General features: G+C 39.1%; 10 protein-coding genes. 9 read left to right on the top strand and 1 reads right to left on the bottom strand.

Annotated elements, in window-relative coordinates; genetic code table 11:
- The first annotated feature begins 1 nt into the window (after position 1).
- Positions 2-2,881 carry a bifunctional [glutamate--ammonia ligase]-adenylyl-L-tyrosine phosphorylase/[glutamate--ammonia-ligase] adenylyltransferase gene (gene glnE, locus NYR63_RS05130; RefSeq protein ID WP_279458481.1) on the top strand — a complete coding sequence of 960 codons (2,880 nt, stop codon included), beginning with the start codon at positions 2-4 and terminating at the stop codon, positions 2,879-2,881.
- 95 nt (positions 2,882-2,976) lie between these two features.
- A complete protein-coding gene (locus tag NYR63_RS05125) occupies positions 2,977-3,354 on the top strand; it encodes a YacL family protein (protein ID WP_279458480.1) in 378 nt (125 codons plus the stop codon).
- A 67-nt stretch (positions 3,355-3,421) separates the two neighbouring features.
- Here NYR63_RS05125 and gltS read toward each other — a convergent pair whose 3' ends face one another.
- Positions 3,422-4,642: a sodium/glutamate symporter gene (gene gltS / locus NYR63_RS05120; protein ID WP_279458479.1), complete on the bottom strand. Its 1,221-nt coding sequence runs from the start codon at positions 4,640-4,642 to the stop codon at positions 3,422-3,424.
- Positions 4,643-4,903: 261 nt separating this feature from the next.
- Between gltS and NYR63_RS05115 the strand changes: the two genes are divergently transcribed.
- The 7 genes from NYR63_RS05115 (at position 4,904) to NYR63_RS05085 (ending at position 21,289) form a co-directional block, all read left to right on the top strand.
- Positions 4,904-6,562, top strand: a complete 1,659-nt coding sequence (locus NYR63_RS05115) for a putative transporter (protein ID WP_279458477.1) — start codon at positions 4,904-4,906, stop codon at positions 6,560-6,562.
- Positions 6,563-6,714: 152 nt separating this feature from the next.
- A complete protein-coding gene (yihI, locus tag NYR63_RS05110; RefSeq protein WP_279458476.1) occupies positions 6,715-7,293 on the top strand; it encodes a Der GTPase-activating protein YihI in 579 nt (192 codons plus the stop codon).
- A gap of 15 nt (positions 7,294-7,308) precedes the next feature.
- The gene (locus NYR63_RS05105) at positions 7,309-7,782 is read left to right on the top strand and encodes a DUF2489 domain-containing protein (protein ID WP_279458475.1); all 474 of its coding nucleotides are present in this window, start codon (positions 7,309-7,311) and stop codon (positions 7,780-7,782) included.
- Positions 7,783-7,804: 22 nt separating this feature from the next.
- A complete protein-coding gene (hemN, locus tag NYR63_RS05100; protein ID WP_279458474.1) occupies positions 7,805-9,172 on the top strand; it encodes an oxygen-independent coproporphyrinogen III oxidase in 1,368 nt (455 codons plus the stop codon).
- Between the two features lie 56 nt (positions 9,173-9,228).
- Positions 9,229-11,559, top strand: a complete 2,331-nt coding sequence (gene lptD, locus NYR63_RS05095) for an LPS assembly protein LptD (protein ID WP_279458473.1) — start codon at positions 9,229-9,231, stop codon at positions 11,557-11,559.
- A 248-nt stretch (positions 11,560-11,807) separates the two neighbouring features.
- Positions 11,808-13,514 (top strand): ShlB/FhaC/HecB family hemolysin secretion/activation protein, encoded by a 1,707-nt coding sequence (locus tag NYR63_RS05090; RefSeq protein ID WP_431831769.1) that lies wholly within the window; start codon positions 11,808-11,810, stop codon positions 13,512-13,514.
- 47 nt (positions 13,515-13,561) lie between these two features.
- A complete protein-coding gene (locus tag NYR63_RS05085) occupies positions 13,562-21,289 on the top strand; it encodes a hemagglutinin repeat-containing protein (RefSeq protein ID WP_279458471.1) in 7,728 nt (2,575 codons plus the stop codon).

Here is a 21,289-nt window from a genome sequence, read left to right as displayed (position 1 = left end):
TATGTTCGCTCAAACCGATCTTTCCGAATTCGTGTCGGAATCCGATTTACAAAATGCTGATAAAATCCGACCGCTTGCTATTGCGGTAGGAATGTCGAATTTTGTGAAACAGACGCTACATAAGCAACCGCAGTTATTACAGGCGTGGTTAGCGGAATATCCGTCTATCGCAAAGGTCGGTAATTATGCCGAACATTTAGCCGCCGTTTTAGCGCAGGTGCAAGATGAAACTCAATTAGCGCGAGAATTACGTCTGTTTCGTCATCGTGAAATGGCAACATTAAGTTTTCTGCAATCGAATAAACTTGCTAGCGTAGAGTTTGTATTCGAGCATTTATCCGATTTGGCGGAAACGCTGATTATCGGCGCAAGAGATTGGCTGTTCAAGCGTTGCTGTGAAGAATACGGCACGCCGATGAACTCGCTGGGTGAACAGCAAGAGTTACTGATTTTAGGGATGGGCAAATTAGGCGGACGAGAACTGAATTTTTCCTCGGATATTGATCTAATTTTTACCTATCCAGATGCTGGTGAAACGGTCGGCGGTCGTAAACCGATTGAAAATAGCAAATTCTTTATTCGCTTAGGACAGCGTTTAATTAAAGCATTAGATGAAATCACGTTAGACGGCTTTGTATATCGTACCGATATGCGTTTACGTCCGTTCGGCGACAGCGGTGCTTTGGTACTTAGCTTTGCCGCAATGGAAGACTATTATCAAGAGCAAGGGCGAGATTGGGAACGCTATGCGATGATTAAAGCCAAAATTTTGGGTGGAGAACCGCATAATCTTAACCATCGTTATTTACGCCAAATGTTACGCCCGTTTATGTATCGCCGTTATTTGGATTTCAGTGCGATTCAATCGTTACGTGAGATGAAACAGAAAATCAGTCGAGAAGTGGTTCGCCGCAATTTAACCGATAATATTAAATTAGGTGCCGGCGGGATTCGAGAAATTGAATTTATTGTGCAAACGTTCCAAATGGTACGAGGTGGTCGAGATAAAATCCTCCAAGAACGGAGTTTATTGCGTGTTCTGCCTCGCCTTGCCGAATTACAATTACTTACCGAACAGCAAGTTAAGCAATTATATAATGCCTATATTTTCCATCGTCAGGTCGAAAATGTGCTGCAAGCGATTGATGATAAGCAAACACAAACGTTACCGACCGATGAGCAAGACCGAGCAAGAATCATTTTTGCTTGCCAATCTTATTTGCAAAAAAATGCGGAAAACCAACCGCTTGTAGTAGATCACAACATTCATAATTGGCAAGACTTTTTACAGGTACTGGAACAACATCAGCAAAATGTGCGAGCGGTATTTAGTCAAATTATCGGCGAAGAAGAGGAAGATGAGGCTTCATCGCTTAATGAGAAATTAGCGGTTTGGCAAGATATTTTACATTATCAAGTCAGCGAAGAAGATTTGGCGGCGGTTTTGGCAGATTACCCGATTAGCCAGAATGATTACAACGAAATTTTTAGACAGCTTTCCAGTACGTTTCAGGATTGGGTAAAACGCCCGATTGGTGTGCGTGGGCGTAATGTTTTACTCAAATTGATGCCGAAAATTTTAGATATGGTGTGTAGCCGAGCAGATTATTTGGTGGTATTGCCGCGTATGCTGAATATCATCGATAAAATTACTATGCGAACTACCTATCTGGAGCTTTTGCAAGAAAGGGAGCAAATTCTACCGCTTCTGATTACCTTGTGCAGCCAATCGATAATGATTGCCGAGCAAATCGCTCGTTATCCGATGTTATTGGACGAACTCATTATTCAAAACAGTCTTACGCAAGTTTTGGCATTGGAGCAGTATAAAACGGCGTTAAATGATTATTTGATTCGGATTCCGGAAGAAGATGAAGAAGCATTAATTGATGCGTTACGCCAATTTAAACAGAGCCAAATTTTGCATATTGCGGCGGCGGATATTTTAGGCGTATTGCCGGTAATGAAAATTAGCGATCATCTTACTTATTTGGCGGAAGCAATTATCGGTGCGGTGGTCAATATGGCATGGAAATCATTGTCGCAGCGTTTTGGCGTGCCGGATCATTTAACCGATACTGAACAAGGCTTTGCAGTGATTGCTTATGGAAAATTGGGCGGTATTGAGCTGGGTTATAACTCGGATTTAGATTTGGTTTTTCTGCATAACGCACCGCAGGATAGTGAAACGACCGGTGCGAGAAAATCGATTTCAAGTCATCAGTTCTATTTAAAATTAGCGCAAAAGATTAACTCGATTTTTAACTTAAATACCAGTGCCGGTGTGCTTTACGAAGTGGATATGCGCTTGCGACCGTCAGGCGAAGCCGGTTTATTAGTCAGCACGGTGAGTGCTTACGAGACTTATCAACAAAATGAGGCGTGGACATGGGAATCACAAGCGTTAGTTCGTACTCGTTGCGTTTATGGTTCGCCCGATCTGGCGCAAGCCTTTGAGAAAATTCGCCGAACAACTTTGGCAATGTCCCGAGCAAGCGGTCAGTTACGCCGAGAAATTTGCGAAATGCGTTACAAAATGTATCAACATTTAAGCCATACCGATCAAACTCAGTTTGATTTGAAAAAAGATAAAGGCGGTATTACCGACATCGAATTTATCGCACAATGTTTGGTTTTGGAATACGCTCATCAGTATCCGCAAATGGCGGTTTGGTCGGATAACGTTCGTATTTTTGATTCGGCAGTGGAGTGCGGTATTTTATCTTGTGATGACGGCGAAAAGTTAAAACATTGCTATACGGTGATCCGTAATCGTATTCATCATTTGAATTTGTTGCGCAGCCCGAGTGTAGTGAGCGCAGACGAATTTGTCGAAGAACGAGCGTTTGTAGCGCAAATTTGGCAACGAATTTTTGGATAAAATCAGAGAGCGGTTGAATTTGCAAAAAATTTTGTCAATTTAACCGCTTGTTTTCCGTTATAATAAGGCAAATTTACCCATTCAAGGAGTTTGCAATGGAATATCAATTTACGCATTCAATTCACGGCGTAGTCGCAAAATGTTCAATGGACCACGAAGCCTTTGCCCGTTGGCTAAATACGGAAATAACGGAAAATCCTAAAGAGTTGATCAATATCTTTACCGAAATTGAGAAATGCCGCGCGGCTTATCCTAATCATTATGAGTGTGTATTCGAAGGAAAAGAGTACAGTTTATTTTTTGATTGCGATGAGGTCATGGTAAAAGCGAATAACTTAGATGACGCTTTTGATGAAGAACAAATGGAAGACGGCTTTCAGTTCTATGACCAAGAAAGCATTGCATTTTGTGGCTTAGAAGATTTCGAAAACTTTTTAAAAGCCTATCAGAAATTCAGTAAAACTTATCACTAATATTAATGAAGAAAAAAGAAGGGGCAACTTTAATAAGTTGCCCTTTTGCATTTATAGATTTGGACGATTAACGTAAGAACTCAACAAACCAAGTGATTACACCTAAGTTTAATAGATCCACGAAGAATGCACCGACTAACGGCACGATTAAGAATGCTTTGTGTGACGGACCGAAAGTTTCTGTGACCGATTGCATATTCGCTACCGCAGTTGGGGTTGCACCTAAACCGAAACCGCAGTGACCGGCGGTTAAAATCGCCGCATCATAATCTTTGCCCATTACACGGAAAGTAATAAAGTAACCGTATAGAATCATCACGATAGTTTGAACGATTAAAATAATTAACATCGGGCCAGCTAAACCGGCTAATTCCCATAATTTAATACTCATTAACGCCATCGCAAGGAATAAGCTTAATGATGCGTTACCGAATACGTCGATCGCACGGTCGAACATATCGAATTTAAATACTTTCGTTAATACGTTACGTAAGATAACCCCAAAACCTAAAGCCCATACGAATTGCGGTAAGCCTAAATCCGGGAAAGCGTTAGCCATAACGGATGAGAACGCTAAACATGCGGCAAATAACGCCATGGTTTCAATCGTAGAACTTGCCGTAATAAAACGAATACTGTCCGCCGATTCAAAAGTGCTGTCATCATATTGTTCGGCAGAAGTATCTACTTTTTTGCCGACACTTTGTTTACGATCTTTTTTCATTTTATTGACTAAGCGACGAGCAACCGGACCACCGATTAAACCGCCGGCCACTAAACCGAAGGTTGCAGACGCCATCGCCATTTCCATTACACCGGAAATACCGTATTGCTCGGAGAATATTTTCGCCCATGCCGCACCGGTGCCGTGACCACCGGTTAAGGTAATAGAACCGGTAATTAAGCCTACAAGCGGATCTAAACCTAATACTGTCGCAAGACCGACACCTACGCCGTTTTGGATAATAATAAGTACGCCAACAACCGCGAGGAAGATTACTAAAGGCATACCGCCTTGTTTTAAGCGCGAGAAATCGGCGGATAAACCGACCGATGAGAAGAACGCCAACATAAAGGCATTTTGTAAACTTTTCTCAAATTGGAAAGAAAGCCCCATCCAGTGATATAAGCAGAGAATCACGATTGCTGCCACTAAACCGCCGGCAACGGCCTCGGGAATATTAAAATCCTGCAGGAATTTGATTTTGTTTACAAAAAAACGACCGATTAAAAGAACGAGTGTCGCAGCAATTAATGTGTGGTAACCGTTAAGAATTATTGGTTCCATAGGTGCTCCTCTAAAATGAAATGTTAAATGAATGTTTAAAAATAGGTATTGCTCGATACTAGACCAATAAAAATCATTTGTCAAAGGTATCTATAAATTAATTTATTACTAGAATTAAAAAAACTTATCATATAAGTTAAAAATTTTTTGAGAGAGATCATATTTTGATGCTCGTAATTGCAAATTTCTTGAATTAGCTCTCATTTTTTTAAATTCGCATTTGTTAAAATTTAAAAAGTAATTTTTTTATTGGAGGCGAAAATGAGCGATATAGCCATTATTGTGAGCCTATTATCATTAGTTGCGGTATTAGGTTTATGGATTGGTCATATAAAAGTAAAAGGGGTTGGTCTCGGCATCGGCGGGGTACTGTTCGGCGGGATCATTATTTCCCATTGTACCCATTTGTACGGTATCGAATTAGATGCGCATACGTTACATTTTATTCAAGAGTTCGGATTAATCCTATTTGTTTATTCAATTGGTATTCAGGTTGGCCCGGGATTTTTTGCATCATTGCGTCAATCCGGCTTAAAGCTAAATGGCTTCGCCGTTATGATTGTTGGGCTAAGCGGAATACTTGTTGCTTTGATTCATAAGTTATTCGACGTACCGCTACCGGTTATTTTAGGGATTTTTTCCGGTGCGGTGACCAACACTCCGTCTTTAGGTGCCGGACAGCAGGTATTAACGGAGCTTGGCGGTGAAAATATTACTGCCGTAATGGGAATGAGTTATGCGATAGCTTATCCGTTCGGAATTATCGGTATTTTACTTTCTATGTGGTTAATTCGTATTATCTTTAAAGTGAATATTGATAAAGAAGCGCAGGAATTTGACGATAACCAAAATCAGCAAAAAGAAGGATTGGATACGCTTAACGTACGTTTGACCAATCCTAATTTAGGCGGTTTAAAATTAAAGGAAGTACCTGATTTCGAATCGCATACGGTTATCTATTCACGATTAAAACGTAATGACGAACTGATTGTGCCGAATGTCGATACGGTCTTAAATGTCGGAGATGTACTTCACTTAGTCGGAGAAAAAGCGACTCTACATAAAATGCAACTGATTCTAGGAGAGGAGGCTGACGTATCGGTTTCAACCCGAGGTACGATTTTCCGTTCCGAACGAGCGGTCGTTACCAATGAAAACGTATTTGGTAAAAAAATCCGTCATTTAATGCTTAAAGGGAAATATGAAGTGGTAATTTCTCGTCTGAATCGTGCAGGGGTTGAATTAATTCCGAACGGTGAGATGGCATTACAATTTGGGGACGTACTGAACTTAGTCGGACGTCAGGAAGATATTGAAACGGTGCGAGCGATTATTGGCGATGCGCATCAAAAACTACAGCAAGTTCAAATGTTGCCGATTTTTGTCGGAATTGGATTAGGTGTCTTGCTCGGTTCATTGCCTCTTTATATTCCGGGATTCCCCGTGGCGTTAAAATTAGGTTTAGCCGGCGGTCCGTTGGTGGTTGCTTTGATTCTTGCCAGAATCGGCAGTATCGGTAAACTTTATTGGTTTATGCCGCCAAGTGCCAACTTAGCATTGCGTGAAATCGGTATCGTACTCTTTCTTTCTGTGGTCGGTTTAAAAGCGGGAGCTAATTTCCTTGATACGTTATTAAGTAATGAAGGGCTTGCTTGGATGGGGTACGGCGCAGTCATTACTTTTATCCCATTAATCGTGACCGGATTAGTGGCGCGTGTTTACGGGAAAATGAATTACCTATCATTGTGCGGTTTATTATCCGGTGCGATGACTGATCCGCCGGCATTAGCTTTTGCAAATGAAATCAAAGACGGACACGGTGCTGCGGCTCTTTCGTATGCAACGGTGTATCCGCTGGTGATGTTCTTACGCATTATTTTACCGCAATTGCTTGCGATTTTACTTTGGGCGGCGAGTTAAGCGAATTAATCCTGATAAATAGCGGTCGGATTTAATAGAATTTTTGCAAAATTCTCACTGAATCCGACCGCTATTTTCATTTATTCTCTGTTCAGCAGATCGGATTCCTTGTAGAATAATCGTTTAATTTTTTATAGAAAAGAATAGATATTATGAGTCGCTCTAAAAAAACACGTCGAATTACCGACATTATGCCTGCCAGAAAAGCAGATAAAAAACCGGAACAACCTAAATTAAGCGGCGGTAAAAACCGTAAACCTACCCGTTATGAACTTGATGCTAAAGCGCGTGAAGAAAAGAAAAAGCGTAAACACAAAGGTTTACCTACAGGCTCGCGTAATGTTGATCCGACGGAACAGAAAAAGGCTGCGGTAAAAGAGGTGAAAGATCCTCGTATCGGTAGCCGCAAAAAAATCCCTCTGATGGTAGAATTTGTGAACAAGCCTGAAAAAGGTCAGCTTATCAAGCCTGTTGCAGTGGAAGAATATAAATCTCATTTATCGCCGGAATTAGAACTGGAGCAATTAGAGAACAATGAGATCTTAAATCAATTATTAGATGAAATTGAAGCGGGTAAAACCTTATCGGCGAAAGATCAACAATTTGTCGATGAATGTTTAGATCGTATTGATGAATTAATGACCGAACTAGGTATCCAAGATGAAGACGAAGATAACGGGGATGTGTTACTTCGCCAATTTGAAACGATGGACATTAATCAATTTAGATAAGATGATTAAAAACCTATGATTCGATTTTTTCTCATTATTCTTGCGATATTAATTGTGCTTTCAATGACTGGTTATGCAGCCTATTTATTGTTTAAATTGCGTAAACAAAACGCTCAAAATAAAGCGTTGTTAGAACAAGCGGAACAGGCAAAGAAAGCACGTTTCGAGCGTATTATTGATAGTATTGATGTAATTGCACGGGCGATGCTTTCCGAACAATGTGATTTTTCGGAAGGTGTACTTCGTTTAAAACCGTTGCTTGATGTGTTGGGGAAACCGTTAAGTCAATATTCGGCAATGTGGGAATTGTATTTAGTTGTAGAAAATATGCCGATTTTAGACGAGCGTAAAGCTTTAAAACGTAATGAACGTATGAAGCAAGATTTACATCGACAATCAAAAGAAGTTGAATTGGAACAACAGATTAAAGCGGAATGTCATCAATTACTGATCGATATAGAACAATTAAAACTTACATATAGTGAGTGATGCCTATCTTGAAGGAAAGCCAATGTCAGAAATTATTTGGGATTTAGCCCTTATCCAAAAATATAATCAATCCGGTCCTCGTTATACTTCTTATCCGACCGCATTAGAATTTAACCAAAGCTACAATGATGACGATTTTAAAGCCGCGGCGGCACGTTATCCGAATCGTCCTTTATCTCTTTATGTACATATCCCGTTTTGTCATAAGTTATGCTATTTCTGTGCGTGTAATAAAATCATTACTCGCCATCGCCATAAAGTAGATATTTATTTGGATTATCTTGAAAAAGAAATTAAAACGCGATCTTCACTTTTCACAAATCGTACCGTCACGCAAATTCATTGGGGTGGCGGTACGCCGACTTATTTGGATGAAGCGCAATCGGCTCGTTTAATGACTATGTTACGTCAGCATTTTAACGTCAGTAAAGATGCCGAAATCAGTATTGAAATGGATCCGCGTGAAATTGAACTGAATATGTTGGATCACCTCAAGTCAATCGGCTTTAACCGTATCAGTATGGGGATTCAAGATTTCAACAAAGAAGTGCAGAAATTAGTTAATCGTGAACAAGACGAAGAGTTTATTTTTGCCTTAATGAAGCGTGCGAAAGAGCTTGGCTTTACATCAACTAATATTGATTTGATTTACGGTTTACCGAAACAAAACGTAGAAAGTTTTATGTACACGCTCGAACGTGTGATCGAACTAAATCCGGATCGTATGAGCGTGTTTAATTATGCGCATTTACCGAGTCGTTTTGCCGCACAAATTAAAATCAAAGATGATATGTTACCGGCACCGGAAACGAAATTAACCATTCTACAAAAAACCATCGAGTTTTTAGGCGATAACGGTTATAAATTTATCGGTATGGATCATTTTGCCAAACCAGACGATGAGCTGGCGATTGCGCAGCAACAAGGCGTATTACATCGTAATTTCCAAGGTTATACCACTCAAGAAGAATGTGATTTATTAGGTATGGGCGTGTCGGCAATCAGTTTACTTGGCGATACTTACGCACAAAACCATAAAGAATTACAGCAATATTACGCAAATGTCGAAGAACGAGGTATCGCATTACACAAAGGCTTGGCATTAACTAAAGACGATTGTATTCGTCGTGACGTGATTAAAGCGTTAATTTGCAACTTTAAGTTGGAATTTGACCGCTTACAAGCCGAATATCAGATTGATTTTAAACAGTATTTTGCTGAAGATTTGGCTTTACTTGAGCCATTGGCGAAAGACGGTTTATTAGATATTAACGGAAATAGTATTGTGGTGTCACCGCGAGGTCGTTTATTAATACGTAATATTTGTTTATGTTTTGACGTATATTCAAGACAACTTGCAAAAAGACAACAATTTTCGAGAATTATTTAAGCTCAAACGGTCATACTTTCGAGTAAGTTATGGCTTTCTATTGACAAGGAATCATTATGAAAACACGTTATAGTGTTCTTTCTGTTGCAATGACGGCGGCATTTTGTGCTCAATATGCGCAAGCGGATCTGAAAGAACAATGCCTATTAGGTGTGCCTCATTTTCAAGGCGAAGAGGTAACGGGCGATCAAACTATGATGCCGATTGAAATTGAAGCGGATAAGGCGGTTATCAACCAACCTAAAGATGCGACCTATACCGGTGATGTAGCGATTAAACAAGGAAATCGTTCTATTCTTGCCGATGAAGTGCGAGTAGAACAGAACGGCGAGCAAGCTCGTCGAGCTTTTTTGAAAGGTGACTACCGTTATCAAGATAATCTGATTCAAGCAAAAGGACGAGATGCGGCAATGGATCTCAGTTCTGAAACCGCCGAGTTACAAAATACCGAATTCCAATTAGTCGGTCGTCAAGGACGAGGTACGGCGGAAAGCGGTTCGTTTAGTAACAATAAACGCATTTTAAAAAATGCGAGTTTTACTGCGTGCTTGCCGAATGATAATGCTTGGTCGATTGAAGGAAATGAAATGATTCAGCATATTGATGAAGAATATGCTGAAATTTGGCATGCACGTTTTAAAGTATTGGGTATGCCGATATTTTATTCGCCTTATTTACAATTCCCAATCGGTGATCGTCGTCGTTCCGGTTTATTGATTCCGAATTTCCACCGTTCAAGTAAAGACGGATTTGTGTATTCTCAACCGTTTTATTGGAATATTGCACCGAATATGGATGCAACCGTCACACCGACTTATTATTCTCGTCGTGGCTGGCAAATTAGCCCTGAATACCGCTATTTAACCAAATTAGGAGAAGGTATAGTCGCCGGCGAATATATGAGTAAAGATCGTTTAGACGAATATAAATCGGATGATAATGATCGCAAGCGTTATTTAATGCACTGGCGTCATAATATGAGCTTCTTAACCGATTGGCGTTTATATGTCGATTATACTAAAGTCAGTGATAAACGTTATTTCTCCGATTTTGATTCGGAGTACGGTAACAGTACCGACGGTTATGCTACTCAACAATTTAAGTTAGGCTATTACCAACCTAATTATAATTTATCGATTTCCGGTAAAAAATTCCAAACTTTTGATGAGATGGATGTCGGACCATACCGAGTATTACCGCAAATTGATTTTAATTATTACAATGACGGTTTAGTAAAAGCAGGAAATTTCAAACTTTTCTCCCAAGCCGCTCGTTTTGAGAATGACAGTACTCTAATGCCGAAAGCATGGCGTTTTCATGTAGAGCCGACACTTAATTTCCCTCTGGCGAATCGCTACGGCAGCTTAAATTTTGAAACTAAGCTTTATGCGACTCACTATATTCAGCAAAAAGGCAGTAGTAAGCAGGCGGGTGAGATTGATAAAAATATTACCCGAGTGATTCCCCAAGTAAAACTTGATTTACAAACCGTGTTAGAATCGGATAAACAATTATTTAAAGGCTTTAATCAGACCTTTGAACCTCGTGTGCAATATGTTTATCGTCCGTATAAAGATCAAAGTAATATCGGTTCGGGCTTAAATCAGAGCGTAAGTTTCGGCTACGATTCAACATTATTGCAACAAGACTTCTATAGTTTCTTTAATGATCGTTCATTTAGCGGTTTGGATCGTATTGCATCGGCAAATCGCTTGACCGCCGGCGGAACTACTCGTTTTTATAGTGATCAAACAGGCGCAGAAGTATTTAATTTTAGTGCGGGACAAATGTATTATTTAAGTCCGTCTAAAATTTCCGATGATTTCCGTACCACGGGACGTTCATCTTCTTGGGCGTTGGAATCTAACTGGAAATTCCACCGTAAATGGAATTGGCACGGTGCTTACCAATATGATACGCGTTTAAATCAAACTTCATTGGCAAATACTTCGTTACAATATAAACCGAGCCAAGATAAACTTGTCCAATTAAGTTATCGTTTTGCAAGTAAAGATTATATTAATCAAAACTTACGTAGTAATGTGTATGGGCAGGATATTAAACAAGTAGGGGCGGTTGTAGGCTGGGAATTGACCGATCGAGTCGCATTTATGGCAAGTCATTACCATGATATCGCACTTAAAAAACCGGTAGAAAGTCAATTTTCAGTAAACTATAACACCTGTTGTTGGAGTGCGAATGTATATGTCGCGCGTAAACTAACCGCAACTCCAATCGGCTCGCCGGATACTATCAATGATTTATACTATGATAATAAATTCGGTGTGAATTTTGAATTACGCTTCGGTACGAATTACAGTAGCGGCGTACGTAAAATGCTGAAAAAAGGTTTGATTCCTTATACGGAGCAATACGGTATTAATTAATAGTTCGTTATTATAGAAATAACCTATTTTATATTTAGAGCTGATGGTGATTTTATATCATCATCAGCTCTTTTAATTTATATGTCTTAATATATAAATATAGTGCTTTATGTAAATTTGCTTTACTTAGTTGAATATCTTTACTAATTTAAGTGGCTTTTTAAATTTATTGATTCTAATTATTTATGCGCTACTTACATTACGGCCTACTCGCTACATTATTAATTTATTCAAATACGGGGAATACAATGCCGATTCCTCCCCTCAATGATTCGCAATTAAAGCAATATACCCAGCGTGATGCTGAAGTTCAACAACGTCAGAAGCAACTGGATAATCACCGAGAAAGTCAATTTAAACCGCAAGTTGATATCCGTATAGATACTTATCAAGAAAACCGACTACAAATTCCGACCGCTGAATCTCCTTGTTATCCTATCCGCCGTATCTCCTTAATTGATTATTCTAATGAATCATTAAATCAAACCAGCCAATTTCAATGGGCATTTAATCAAGCGATTTCTGATTTGAAACTGACTTTACCGCACTGTTTAGGTGGAGAAGGTTTAGGTATTTTAATGAAGCAAACGCAAAATAATATTATTGAAAAAGGCTATATAACTACTCGGGTGGTCGCACCGGAACAAGATTTACGTTCCGGAAATTTAGTACTAACCGTAATTGCGGGAAAGGTTCGCAATACTTTAGTTGAGGATAGCGGGCGAGTTGCTCGTTTTACTCCGTTACATGCGCTTACCGCTCTAACTTTTAAAAAGGGCGATCTCTTAAATGTGCGTGATATAGAACAGTCATTAGAGAATTTAAAACGAGTACCGACAGCTGAAGCTAATATTGAGATTCTTCCGAGCGAAGAGGAAGATAGTCAGGCGGGCGAAAGCGATTTAAAAATCAATTATGCTCAAGCGATTCCGTTTAGGCTTAATTTTGGTTTAGATGACTCGGGTTCAACCTCAACCGGTAAATGGCAGGCATCAGCGACTTTCTCTTGGGATAATCTCTTTTCAGCAAATGATCTTTTCTATACCAGTTTTACCCACAGTATTAAACGCCATTCGGATGACAAGGGTAAACGAGCCAGCCGTAACTTTTCTTTCTATTACTCGATTCCTTCCGGTTATTGGCAACTGACGGCAAATCATTCAATTTACCGTTATCGCCAACAGGTATTCGGTGCTTTTCAAAATTATCTTTATGCTGGCGAAAGTGAAACGGATAAGTTAAGCCTGTCACGTGTGTTATATCGTGATGCGCTAAGAAAGACTACGATTTCCGCCGGCTTTTGGTCACGCCATTCTAAAAACTTTGTCGATAATACGGAAGTTGAAGTTCAGCGTCGTCGTATGGCGGGTTGGGAGGTCGGTATCGCACATAAAGAATATTTCAGTAACGCCACTTTAGAACTTGAGATGAACTTTAAACGGGGGACAGGCGTAAGAGGCGCAATCGGCGCACCGGAAGAAGCGTATAACGAAGGAACATCTCGCCCGAAAATTCTTACAACATCGATAGATTATAAAAAACCGTTCGCATTGGAAGGACAAGCTTGGCAATTTCATTCAAAGGTTAATGCACAATGGAATAAAACGCCGCTGATTCCCCAAGACCGCATCAGTATCGGTGGTCGTTATACGGTTCGGGGATTTGACGGTGAACTTTCTCTTGCCGGAGAACGAGGTTGGTATTGGCGTAATGAATTTAGTTGGAATGTCGGTAATCGAGGTCATTGGTTTTATTGGGGATTAGATGGCGGGAGAGTATCAGGTTTAGGCGGTAATGAACGATTCGGTCATCATTTAATGGGAACGGTAATTGGATTACGGGGCGGTTGGAAAGGCTTTTATTATGACTATTTTGTCGGAAGACCGATGCGCTATCCGAAGGGATTTAAGGTAGCAAAGCATGTGACGGGGTTTAATCTGAGCTATAGTTTTTAACGTATAGCTATTATTAAAGGAATTAATTAAGTAAAAGGAATTACATTATGAATAAGAAATCTTTCCGAGTTATTTTCAGTAAAACATTACAACGTCTTGTTGTGGTATCCGAATTAGCCAGAACAACAGGAAAAACAAATGAATCCGGTATGACAAGCGGTAATTTTTTGCAGAAAATTTGCAAAATTAGACCGCTTACTTTTTACTTATTTTGTGCGTGGGGTGTTGTCGGAATCTCACAAAATGCGTTGGCGGAACTTATGATTCAAGCGGATAAAAGCGCACAGAAAAATGAGCAGCCTATCGTATTAAAAACACCTAACGGCTTACCGCAAGTGAATATTCAAACACCGAATGATAAAGGGCTTTCACATAACAAATACAGTAAATTTGACGTAGATACTAAAGGAGCGATTTTAAATAACAGTCGTACTCAAACCCAAACGCAGTTGGAAGGCACTATCCAAGCTAATCCTTATTTGGCACGCGGTGAAGCAAAGGTGATTTTAAATGAAGTCAATTCAAACGACCCGAGTATCTTAAAAGGCTATATTGAAGTTGCCGGTAAAAAAGCGGACGTTATCATTGCCAATCCCAGCGGTTTGCATTGCGAGGGTTGCGGTATTATCAATGCGAGCGGTGCGACATTAACTACGGCTAAACCACAAATTGAAAGCGGTAGTCTGGAAAGTTTTATCGTTGAAAAAGGCAGAGTGAAAGTCAGTGGTACAGGCCTAGACAACAGCCGGGTGGATTATACCGATATTATTGCTAAAGAAGCCGAAATTAATGCCGGTGTATGGAGTAAGAAAAAACTCATGGCAATTACCGGTAAAAATACCGTGAAAGTCCGTAGTACATCCAATAAGGAAAATGATTTACAAATCATTAATACGGTCACGACCAAAACGTTAGAAGAACACGATGTTCCGAAGTATGCGCTCGATGTCAGTGCGCTTGGCGGAATGTATGCCGGAAAGGTTCATCTTATCGGTACGGAACAAGGTTTAGGCGTACGTAACACCGGACATATCGGTGCAAGTAGCGACAATGTTAAAATCGATTCGCAAGGACGAATTGTGAATAAGGGTATTATTAACGGTAATGACCATCTTGAGCTAAATGCTAAACAAGGCATTGAGAATCAAGGAAGAATTGAAACTAAATACGGTAATATCATCCTAAACAGCCGTGCGGATATCAAACAAGACGGATCAATCGTTACCCGCCAAGGAGATATTCGACAACGAGCAGAACAAGGCATTCGCCAAACCGGTGAAACGGTTGCCGGAGGGAACATCAACTTTAATGCCGATGATGTTACAGCCGCAGAATCTTCGCTTATTGCCGCCGGAATTAATATTCAAAATACGAAACAAGGTGAAACTCGCCAACTCTCACCACAAGCGGATAACGGTAAAGACATTCACATTGTCACACGACAACAAGCGGTGTTAAACGGTAAAAATATTGCAAGCGGTACATTACAAATCAAGGCGAGCAAAGCAAATTTGGATAAAAGCCAAACCAGCGCAAATCGTATCAATATCAATGTTAAACAGGGTGATATTCAAGCGAATCAAGCCAATATCAGTGCAAAAGATACGCTACGTTTAAGTACGCCTAAAATTTTATCTACCGCAAATAGTCATTTAAGTGCGAAACATATTCAAACGGCACAAACCGACTTAAACACTCGAAATGCGGTTTGGGAACAGACCGGTGAACAAGATTTTACATTAAAAGCTAAATCAATTAATAACCAAGGCGGTGTTATAAAAACACAAGGTCGTTTTAAGATTGAGACGGAACAAGTTAATAATAACAAGGGGATTCTTTTTTCAGAACGGTGGTTAAACATTACTGCGGATAAGATCAACAATCAGCAAGGAATAATAGAAAGTACGGAAGACATGAGATTATCGGCAACTCGGTTGGATAATCAAGCCGGTGTTGTTCGTAGTAAAAACGCCAAATTAGACATTGCCGAAATAAATAATAATGCGGTTTCCGATAAAGGTTCTTTAATTTTAGCTACTGATTCATTGGTGTTAAATAGTAAACAGCTCAATAACCAAGCTACCAAAGCAAAAGATATAAAGCCTGTTCAGGGAATTCTGGCGAATACAATGACGCTGGATGTTGATAATTTGGATAATCGCCAAGGCGGTGTGTATAGCGGTAAGATTGTGACTGTAATCGGTAAAACCCGCTTGGATAATCATCAAGGAGAACTGCTAACATTAGAATCGCTCGATATAAAAGATAAAAGCGGAAAGTTAGTTGTAAATAACCGAGAAGGTTTATTTCAAGCCGGTAAGCGTATAATGCTTCAGGCAAAAAATCTTGCTTCCGAAGAAGGTTCAATAAAAACTGCCGGAGATCTTTTCATTTCCTTGAAAGACAGCTTCGTTCTAAATAAAGCTTTTGAAGTCGGTAATAACTTCAGCTTTAAAACGGAAGGAAATTTTGAAAACAATACGAAACTGATCGTGAATAACCAAGCAAGTATATCTGCACAAACAATCCAAAATAATAAAAATGCAGAAGTATCATCGAAGGAAACCACATTAGTTTCAAAAAATTTGATAAATAGAGGATTAATTGACGGTCATAACACTTTAATTAAAAGTGATGAAGTGACCAATATAGGTACGGGTAGAATTTATGCCGATTATCTCGCTTTTAAATCGAATATTATTAAAAATTTGAGCGAAAAGGCGGACGGAGAAATAAAATCAGGTACGATCGCCACCAGAAACCGCTTAGATTTAGAGGTAAATAAGTTTATCAATAGCGATAAATCATTACTTCTTTCTTTGGGGGAAGCTTATATCAGTAATGATCTTGATAAGAATAATCAGGCAATCGGTAAAGCGGCATTGATTGAAAATAATAGTGCGACAATTGAGTTTTTAGGTAATGCGAGAGTTAGTACTAAAAAGTTTATTAACCGAGATACCCATGTAAAAACCAGAATACGTGAAGAAAAAGAAGAATTTGACCTTTACGGAAAAGAAGATCCTATTACTAAAAAAGTAGAAAGATGGTATCGAGTCGGTGTCGATGGTTTAATTGATCATGCAAACGGACAACGTCATAAGAGTGCGACCTTTGACTTCTATGATCCTAATAAACAAGATATTGTCGCTCAGAAAGGCGAACTCTGGCAACGTAAGAAATTCACTCAAATAAAAGAAATCGCAGAAAGTTATGATGAGTCACCGGCAGAGTTTTTAGTAGGTGGAAATTTGGCACTTAATAGCCAACACGTATTAAATCAATATAGTAAGCTGCTGATTGGAGATAAGTTATATTTTAATGAACAAGAAATTAACCATAGTAAGGAGACTATTCAGACCGAAAACGGTATTTTAGAAAATAAAGATCTTACCGTGTCGCTTACCGAGCGTAAATCAGGCGATTTCTATCGTTATCAACAAGATCGACGTAGATCGGGTAAGCGCAGACATCATAAAAACTTTTTCGATGAGAAAGTTAGACATCCTCTTGATGAATATACTTCAAATACAAGCAGATTAACGCTTGCACTCAATACTATCGGTACAAAGCTATCGCCGATACCTCATTCGGATATTGCCGCACAATCTCCAGCGGATAATATTCGGTTAAATACTATGCCTAAGATTGCGCTTGGTGAAGATAAATCTAATCAGACAAATCCTCCGGCTTCAATTAAAACACATTTAGCGGATATTACTTTGCCTAATGCTAGCCTTTATACAATTAACCCGAAAGCTAAACAAGGTTACATTGTTGAAACGGATCCGCGATTTATTAATAGAACCGGACAACTAAGTAGCAATTATTTGTTTGAACGATTAGGTAATAACGGAGAGCATTTACTTAAACGATTAGGTGATGGCTTTTATGAGCAGCGTTTAGTGAATGAACAGATTTATCAATTAACCGGACGCCGTTATCTTGACGGATATGAGAATGACATCGAACAATATAAAGCACTTATGGCAAACGGTGCGAAGTACGCTAAAAAGTTTAATTTAAAAGTCGGGATAGGTTTAACCGCAGCACAAATGTCAAAATTAACTACGGATATGGTTTGGCTGGTAAATAAAGATATCACGCTTGCTGATGGACATAGGGTCTCCGCACTTGTTCCTCAAGTCTATTTATTAGCTAAAGATAGCGATATTACTGCTCATGGCACAGTTATTTCGGCGAAAGAAATTAGAGGAAATACGGCTTCATTACATAATAATGGGGTAATAGCGGGAAGAGATTTAACATATTTTAATACCGAAAGTCTTAAAAATAGCGGGACAATCTTAGGTAATAGGATTGATTTATCTGCAAAACAAAGCTTAGTGAATTTAGCAGGGAAAATTGAAGCGGTCGATTTTTTACGATTATCTGCCAATAAAAAATTAGAAATTACCGGTACGCTTTCGGATACGAAAAGTAAATATGGGAACATTGAACGTACCTCATTGGATAAAACTGCAACGGTTAGCGTAACAGGTGAAAACGGACGATTAATATTACAGAGTGACGGTGATATAACCTTAAAAGCCGCAGATATTACCAGTAAAGGTACCATTGCTGCAGAAGCAAAAGAACTAAATATCACGACCGCCAATATAAAAAATAAGGAACATTACAACGGAAATGCGGATAACTATTACCGTTTAGATCAAAAATCCGAAATAGGTAGCCGCCTTAAAGGCAATAACGGTGTTACGTTGATTGCGGAAAATGAGGTGATATTAAGACAGGCGGAGATAACGAGCCCAAACGGAAATGTAACCGTAGCCGCTAAGCAAGGCGATATTAAAGTGGAAGCCGGCAGAACGGAAGAACGGCTGGCTAGTGCAGTTAAATCAACTCGACGAGGTTTTTTAAACAAAACAACGGAAAAACAGCGTTATGTACATAATATTAGCGAAGCCGTAGGAAGTAATCTTGACGGTAAAAACGTCTCTCTGATTGCAGAACAAGGAAATATAAGTATAAAAGGTTCGGCTGCAGTTGCCGAGAATGATTTAACGATAGCGGCAAAACAGGATATTTCGATTTTAGCGGATAAAAATACGTACTTCCGAGATGAAAAAACGGAACGTAAAAAATCAGGCTTAATGGGAACAGGCGGTATCGGTTTTACGCTCGGTGCAAAGAAAGAACAAGTAGAACAAGACAGAACCCAACAAAGTGCGGTACGTAGCCAAGTCGGTAGTTTAAACGGAGATAGCAAGATTCTTGCTGGCAATCATTACCAACAAACGGGAAGTGTTGTGATCTCACGTGACGGTAACATTGATATTCAGGCAAAAAGTGCGCGAATAGAAGCGGCCCGTTCTGATTATGAAAGTCATTATAAACGTACCGCCGAACAGAAAGGGGTAACGGTTGCAATAAATCTCCCGGTAGTACAAGCGGTTCAATCTGCGCTAAATCTTGCAAATACGGTTCAAAAAGTGGGAGAGAGTAAAAATAATCGCATTAACGCTATGGCTACAGCAAATGTTGCATTTGATGCAATGAACTCGGCCGAACAAATTATCGACGTAATGCAAAATATTGACGGTGCAAAAAATCTTGCAAAAGGTGTTTCTGAAGGAGCAAGTATTTCCGTTGCCTATGCGAATCAAAAACAGGCTCAAACTCAGCAATCGGAAGGGAGCAAAGGAGAATCAAGCCGAATAAATGCCGGTAGTAAAATTAGTATTACCGCTATTGGAGATAATGATAATTCAACTATAACGGTAGTTGGTTCCGAGATTAGTGGTAAAAAAGGTACATCTTTTAAGGCGGATGGAGATGTAAATTTACTGGCGTTCAAACAAGGACATAAAGAAAGAAGTACAAATAAATCAAGCGGTTTTAATGCGGGTATAGCGGCAAGTTATGGAAATGGAGACTTTGCATTTGGGATCACTGCAGGTGCAAATTATGGGAAAGGTTATGGTAACCGTAATGAAGCTACTTGGCTACATAGTCATATCGGTAATAAAGAAAGCCTGACTAAGATAGAAAGCGGTCATGATACGAATCTAAAAGGGGCGCAAGTTCTCGGTAATAGAGTAGAAGTATCCGCTGAAAATCTTAATATTGAAAGTCTGCAAGATCTAATGACATACCGTAGCAAGCAAATGACCGCAGAGGGTAGGATAACAGCCGGTTACGGTTTCTCTGCAAATGGTAGTTATAATCAATCAAAAATGAATGCGGATTTTTCTAATATCAATGAACAATCAGGACTTTTTGCGGGCGATAACGGTTATGACATCAATATTCGTAAACACACCGATTTAAAAGGTGCAGTAATAACTTCGACTGAAAAAGCTGAAGCAGCAGGATATAACCGATTTAGTACGGGGGTATTGACTCATCAGGAGATTCAAAATCAATCAAGTTATTTTGCAAAAGGCTTTGGTTTAAATGGAGGCTTTAGTATAGGTGGTGGAGATACATCGAAGGAAGTTGGAGGTATGAAGTTGCAACAAATCGGTCAAAATCATACGGACGGTTCATCTAAAGTAGAGTTTGGTGGTATCGCAGGAATCGGTTCACAAGGTAACTGGGGAATGGCTAAAGGATTAGCAACGGCGTTTTTAGGACAAGTACGTGATAGTGGTCACCAAAGTGGAATAACGACCAGTTTTATTAATACGGCAAATATTCAAATCCGGGATTCGGAAGTACAAAAAGCTCTTACCGGTAAAACAACGGAAGAAACGGTTAAATTAATAAAGAAAGCCAATATTCATCAAGCTGTTACTAAAACTGATATTGAACAAGTGAAATCCGATTTGGTAAGAGACTTAACAATCGCTACGGATTTTGTGAAAAATCTAAGTGATCGAGGTGATCGTATGTATTATCAAATGGAAAGAAATGAAGATTCTCTGTTTTCTATTCAGGATGAAGTTAAAAATAAAAACTGTAACCATATATCCTGTTTAGGATTTGATGATGGAAGTTTTAAAGATAATTCTCAGACTTTAAAAGGAATTATTTATAGCGATCAAATTTTAACGGACGAACAAGCTAAATTATTAAGTAATGTCGCTACTGCCGGAATGCTAAATTTAGAACGAAAAGAGAAAGTATCCAGTGCTATTTTATATAGTAAGACGCTTTCTTCTCTTGAGGAAACTCCTGTCATTTTAAATCGAGGAAGTGCAGGCATAGTCAATGAGTTTTTATTTACGGGTTTTGAACGTTTTAGAGCATGGGCAAATATACCGGAGGTTTTTGGGGCATCCAATGCAACAAGAGATCATGCGCAAATCAATAAAAAATTAGATGAATACAATGCTTATCAAATGGCTCAAGGTAAAAGAACAATAGATGTGAATAATGTTGCGCATAGTTTAGGTGTTTCAGAAAATAAAAATATGTTGAACTGGTCGGAATATTTAGATAATAAATATGATCATACACATATTAATTTCTCACATTTAGGAGGTTCATATCCTTCATCTGAAATACATAAACAAGCGAAAGGCGTATTTAAAGGTGTTAGTACCGAATACCATGGTGCAAAAGGGGATTTTGTTTATTCTGGATTAAGAGGCTTATTTATTGGTAATAATCCTAATGCAAGACAAGCGGAGGGATTAGGATTCGGTGAAGCTCATTCAGAGGCTAATCAAAATATTAATAATTTGAAGTATATTTATAAATTTAAAGAGGATGGAGAAAAAGAGAAAAAATGGATAAAAACAGAAAAAATTATACAAGGTATTTACCCTACTGATTTTAATAGAAAATTTAATAAATCAGAAGAGAAGTAA

It is taken from the genome of Actinobacillus genomosp. 1, assembly GCF_029774175.1.
Classification (GTDB): domain Bacteria; phylum Pseudomonadota; class Gammaproteobacteria; order Enterobacterales; family Pasteurellaceae; genus Actinobacillus.
Note: the sequence above shows the minus strand (reverse complement) of the source record. Positions and strands in the feature narration are given on the sequence as shown.

What these genes read in the sequence shown, in the direction of transcription:
- glnE (WP_279458481.1), top strand. Translation starts at nt 2, where the DNA reads ATGTTCGCTCAAACCGATCTTTCCGAATTCGTGTCGGAATCCGATTTA.
- NYR63_RS05125 (WP_279458480.1), top strand. Translation starts at nt 2,977, where the DNA reads ATGGAATATCAATTTACGCATTCAATTCACGGCGTAGTCGCAAAATGT.
- gltS (WP_279458479.1), bottom strand. Translation starts at nt 4,642, where the DNA reads ATGGAACCAATAATTCTTAACGGTTACCACACATTAATTGCTGCGACA.
- NYR63_RS05115 (WP_279458477.1), top strand. Translation starts at nt 4,904, where the DNA reads ATGAGCGATATAGCCATTATTGTGAGCCTATTATCATTAGTTGCGGTA.
- yihI (WP_279458476.1), top strand. Translation starts at nt 6,715, where the DNA reads ATGAGTCGCTCTAAAAAAACACGTCGAATTACCGACATTATGCCTGCC.
- NYR63_RS05105 (WP_279458475.1), top strand. Translation starts at nt 7,309, where the DNA reads ATGATTCGATTTTTTCTCATTATTCTTGCGATATTAATTGTGCTTTCA.
- hemN (WP_279458474.1), top strand. Translation starts at nt 7,805, where the DNA reads ATGTCAGAAATTATTTGGGATTTAGCCCTTATCCAAAAATATAATCAA.
- lptD (WP_279458473.1), top strand. Translation starts at nt 9,229, where the DNA reads ATGAAAACACGTTATAGTGTTCTTTCTGTTGCAATGACGGCGGCATTT.
- NYR63_RS05090 (WP_431831769.1), top strand. Translation starts at nt 11,808, where the DNA reads ATGCCGATTCCTCCCCTCAATGATTCGCAATTAAAGCAATATACCCAG.
- NYR63_RS05085 (WP_279458471.1), top strand. Translation starts at nt 13,562, where the DNA reads ATGAATAAGAAATCTTTCCGAGTTATTTTCAGTAAAACATTACAACGT.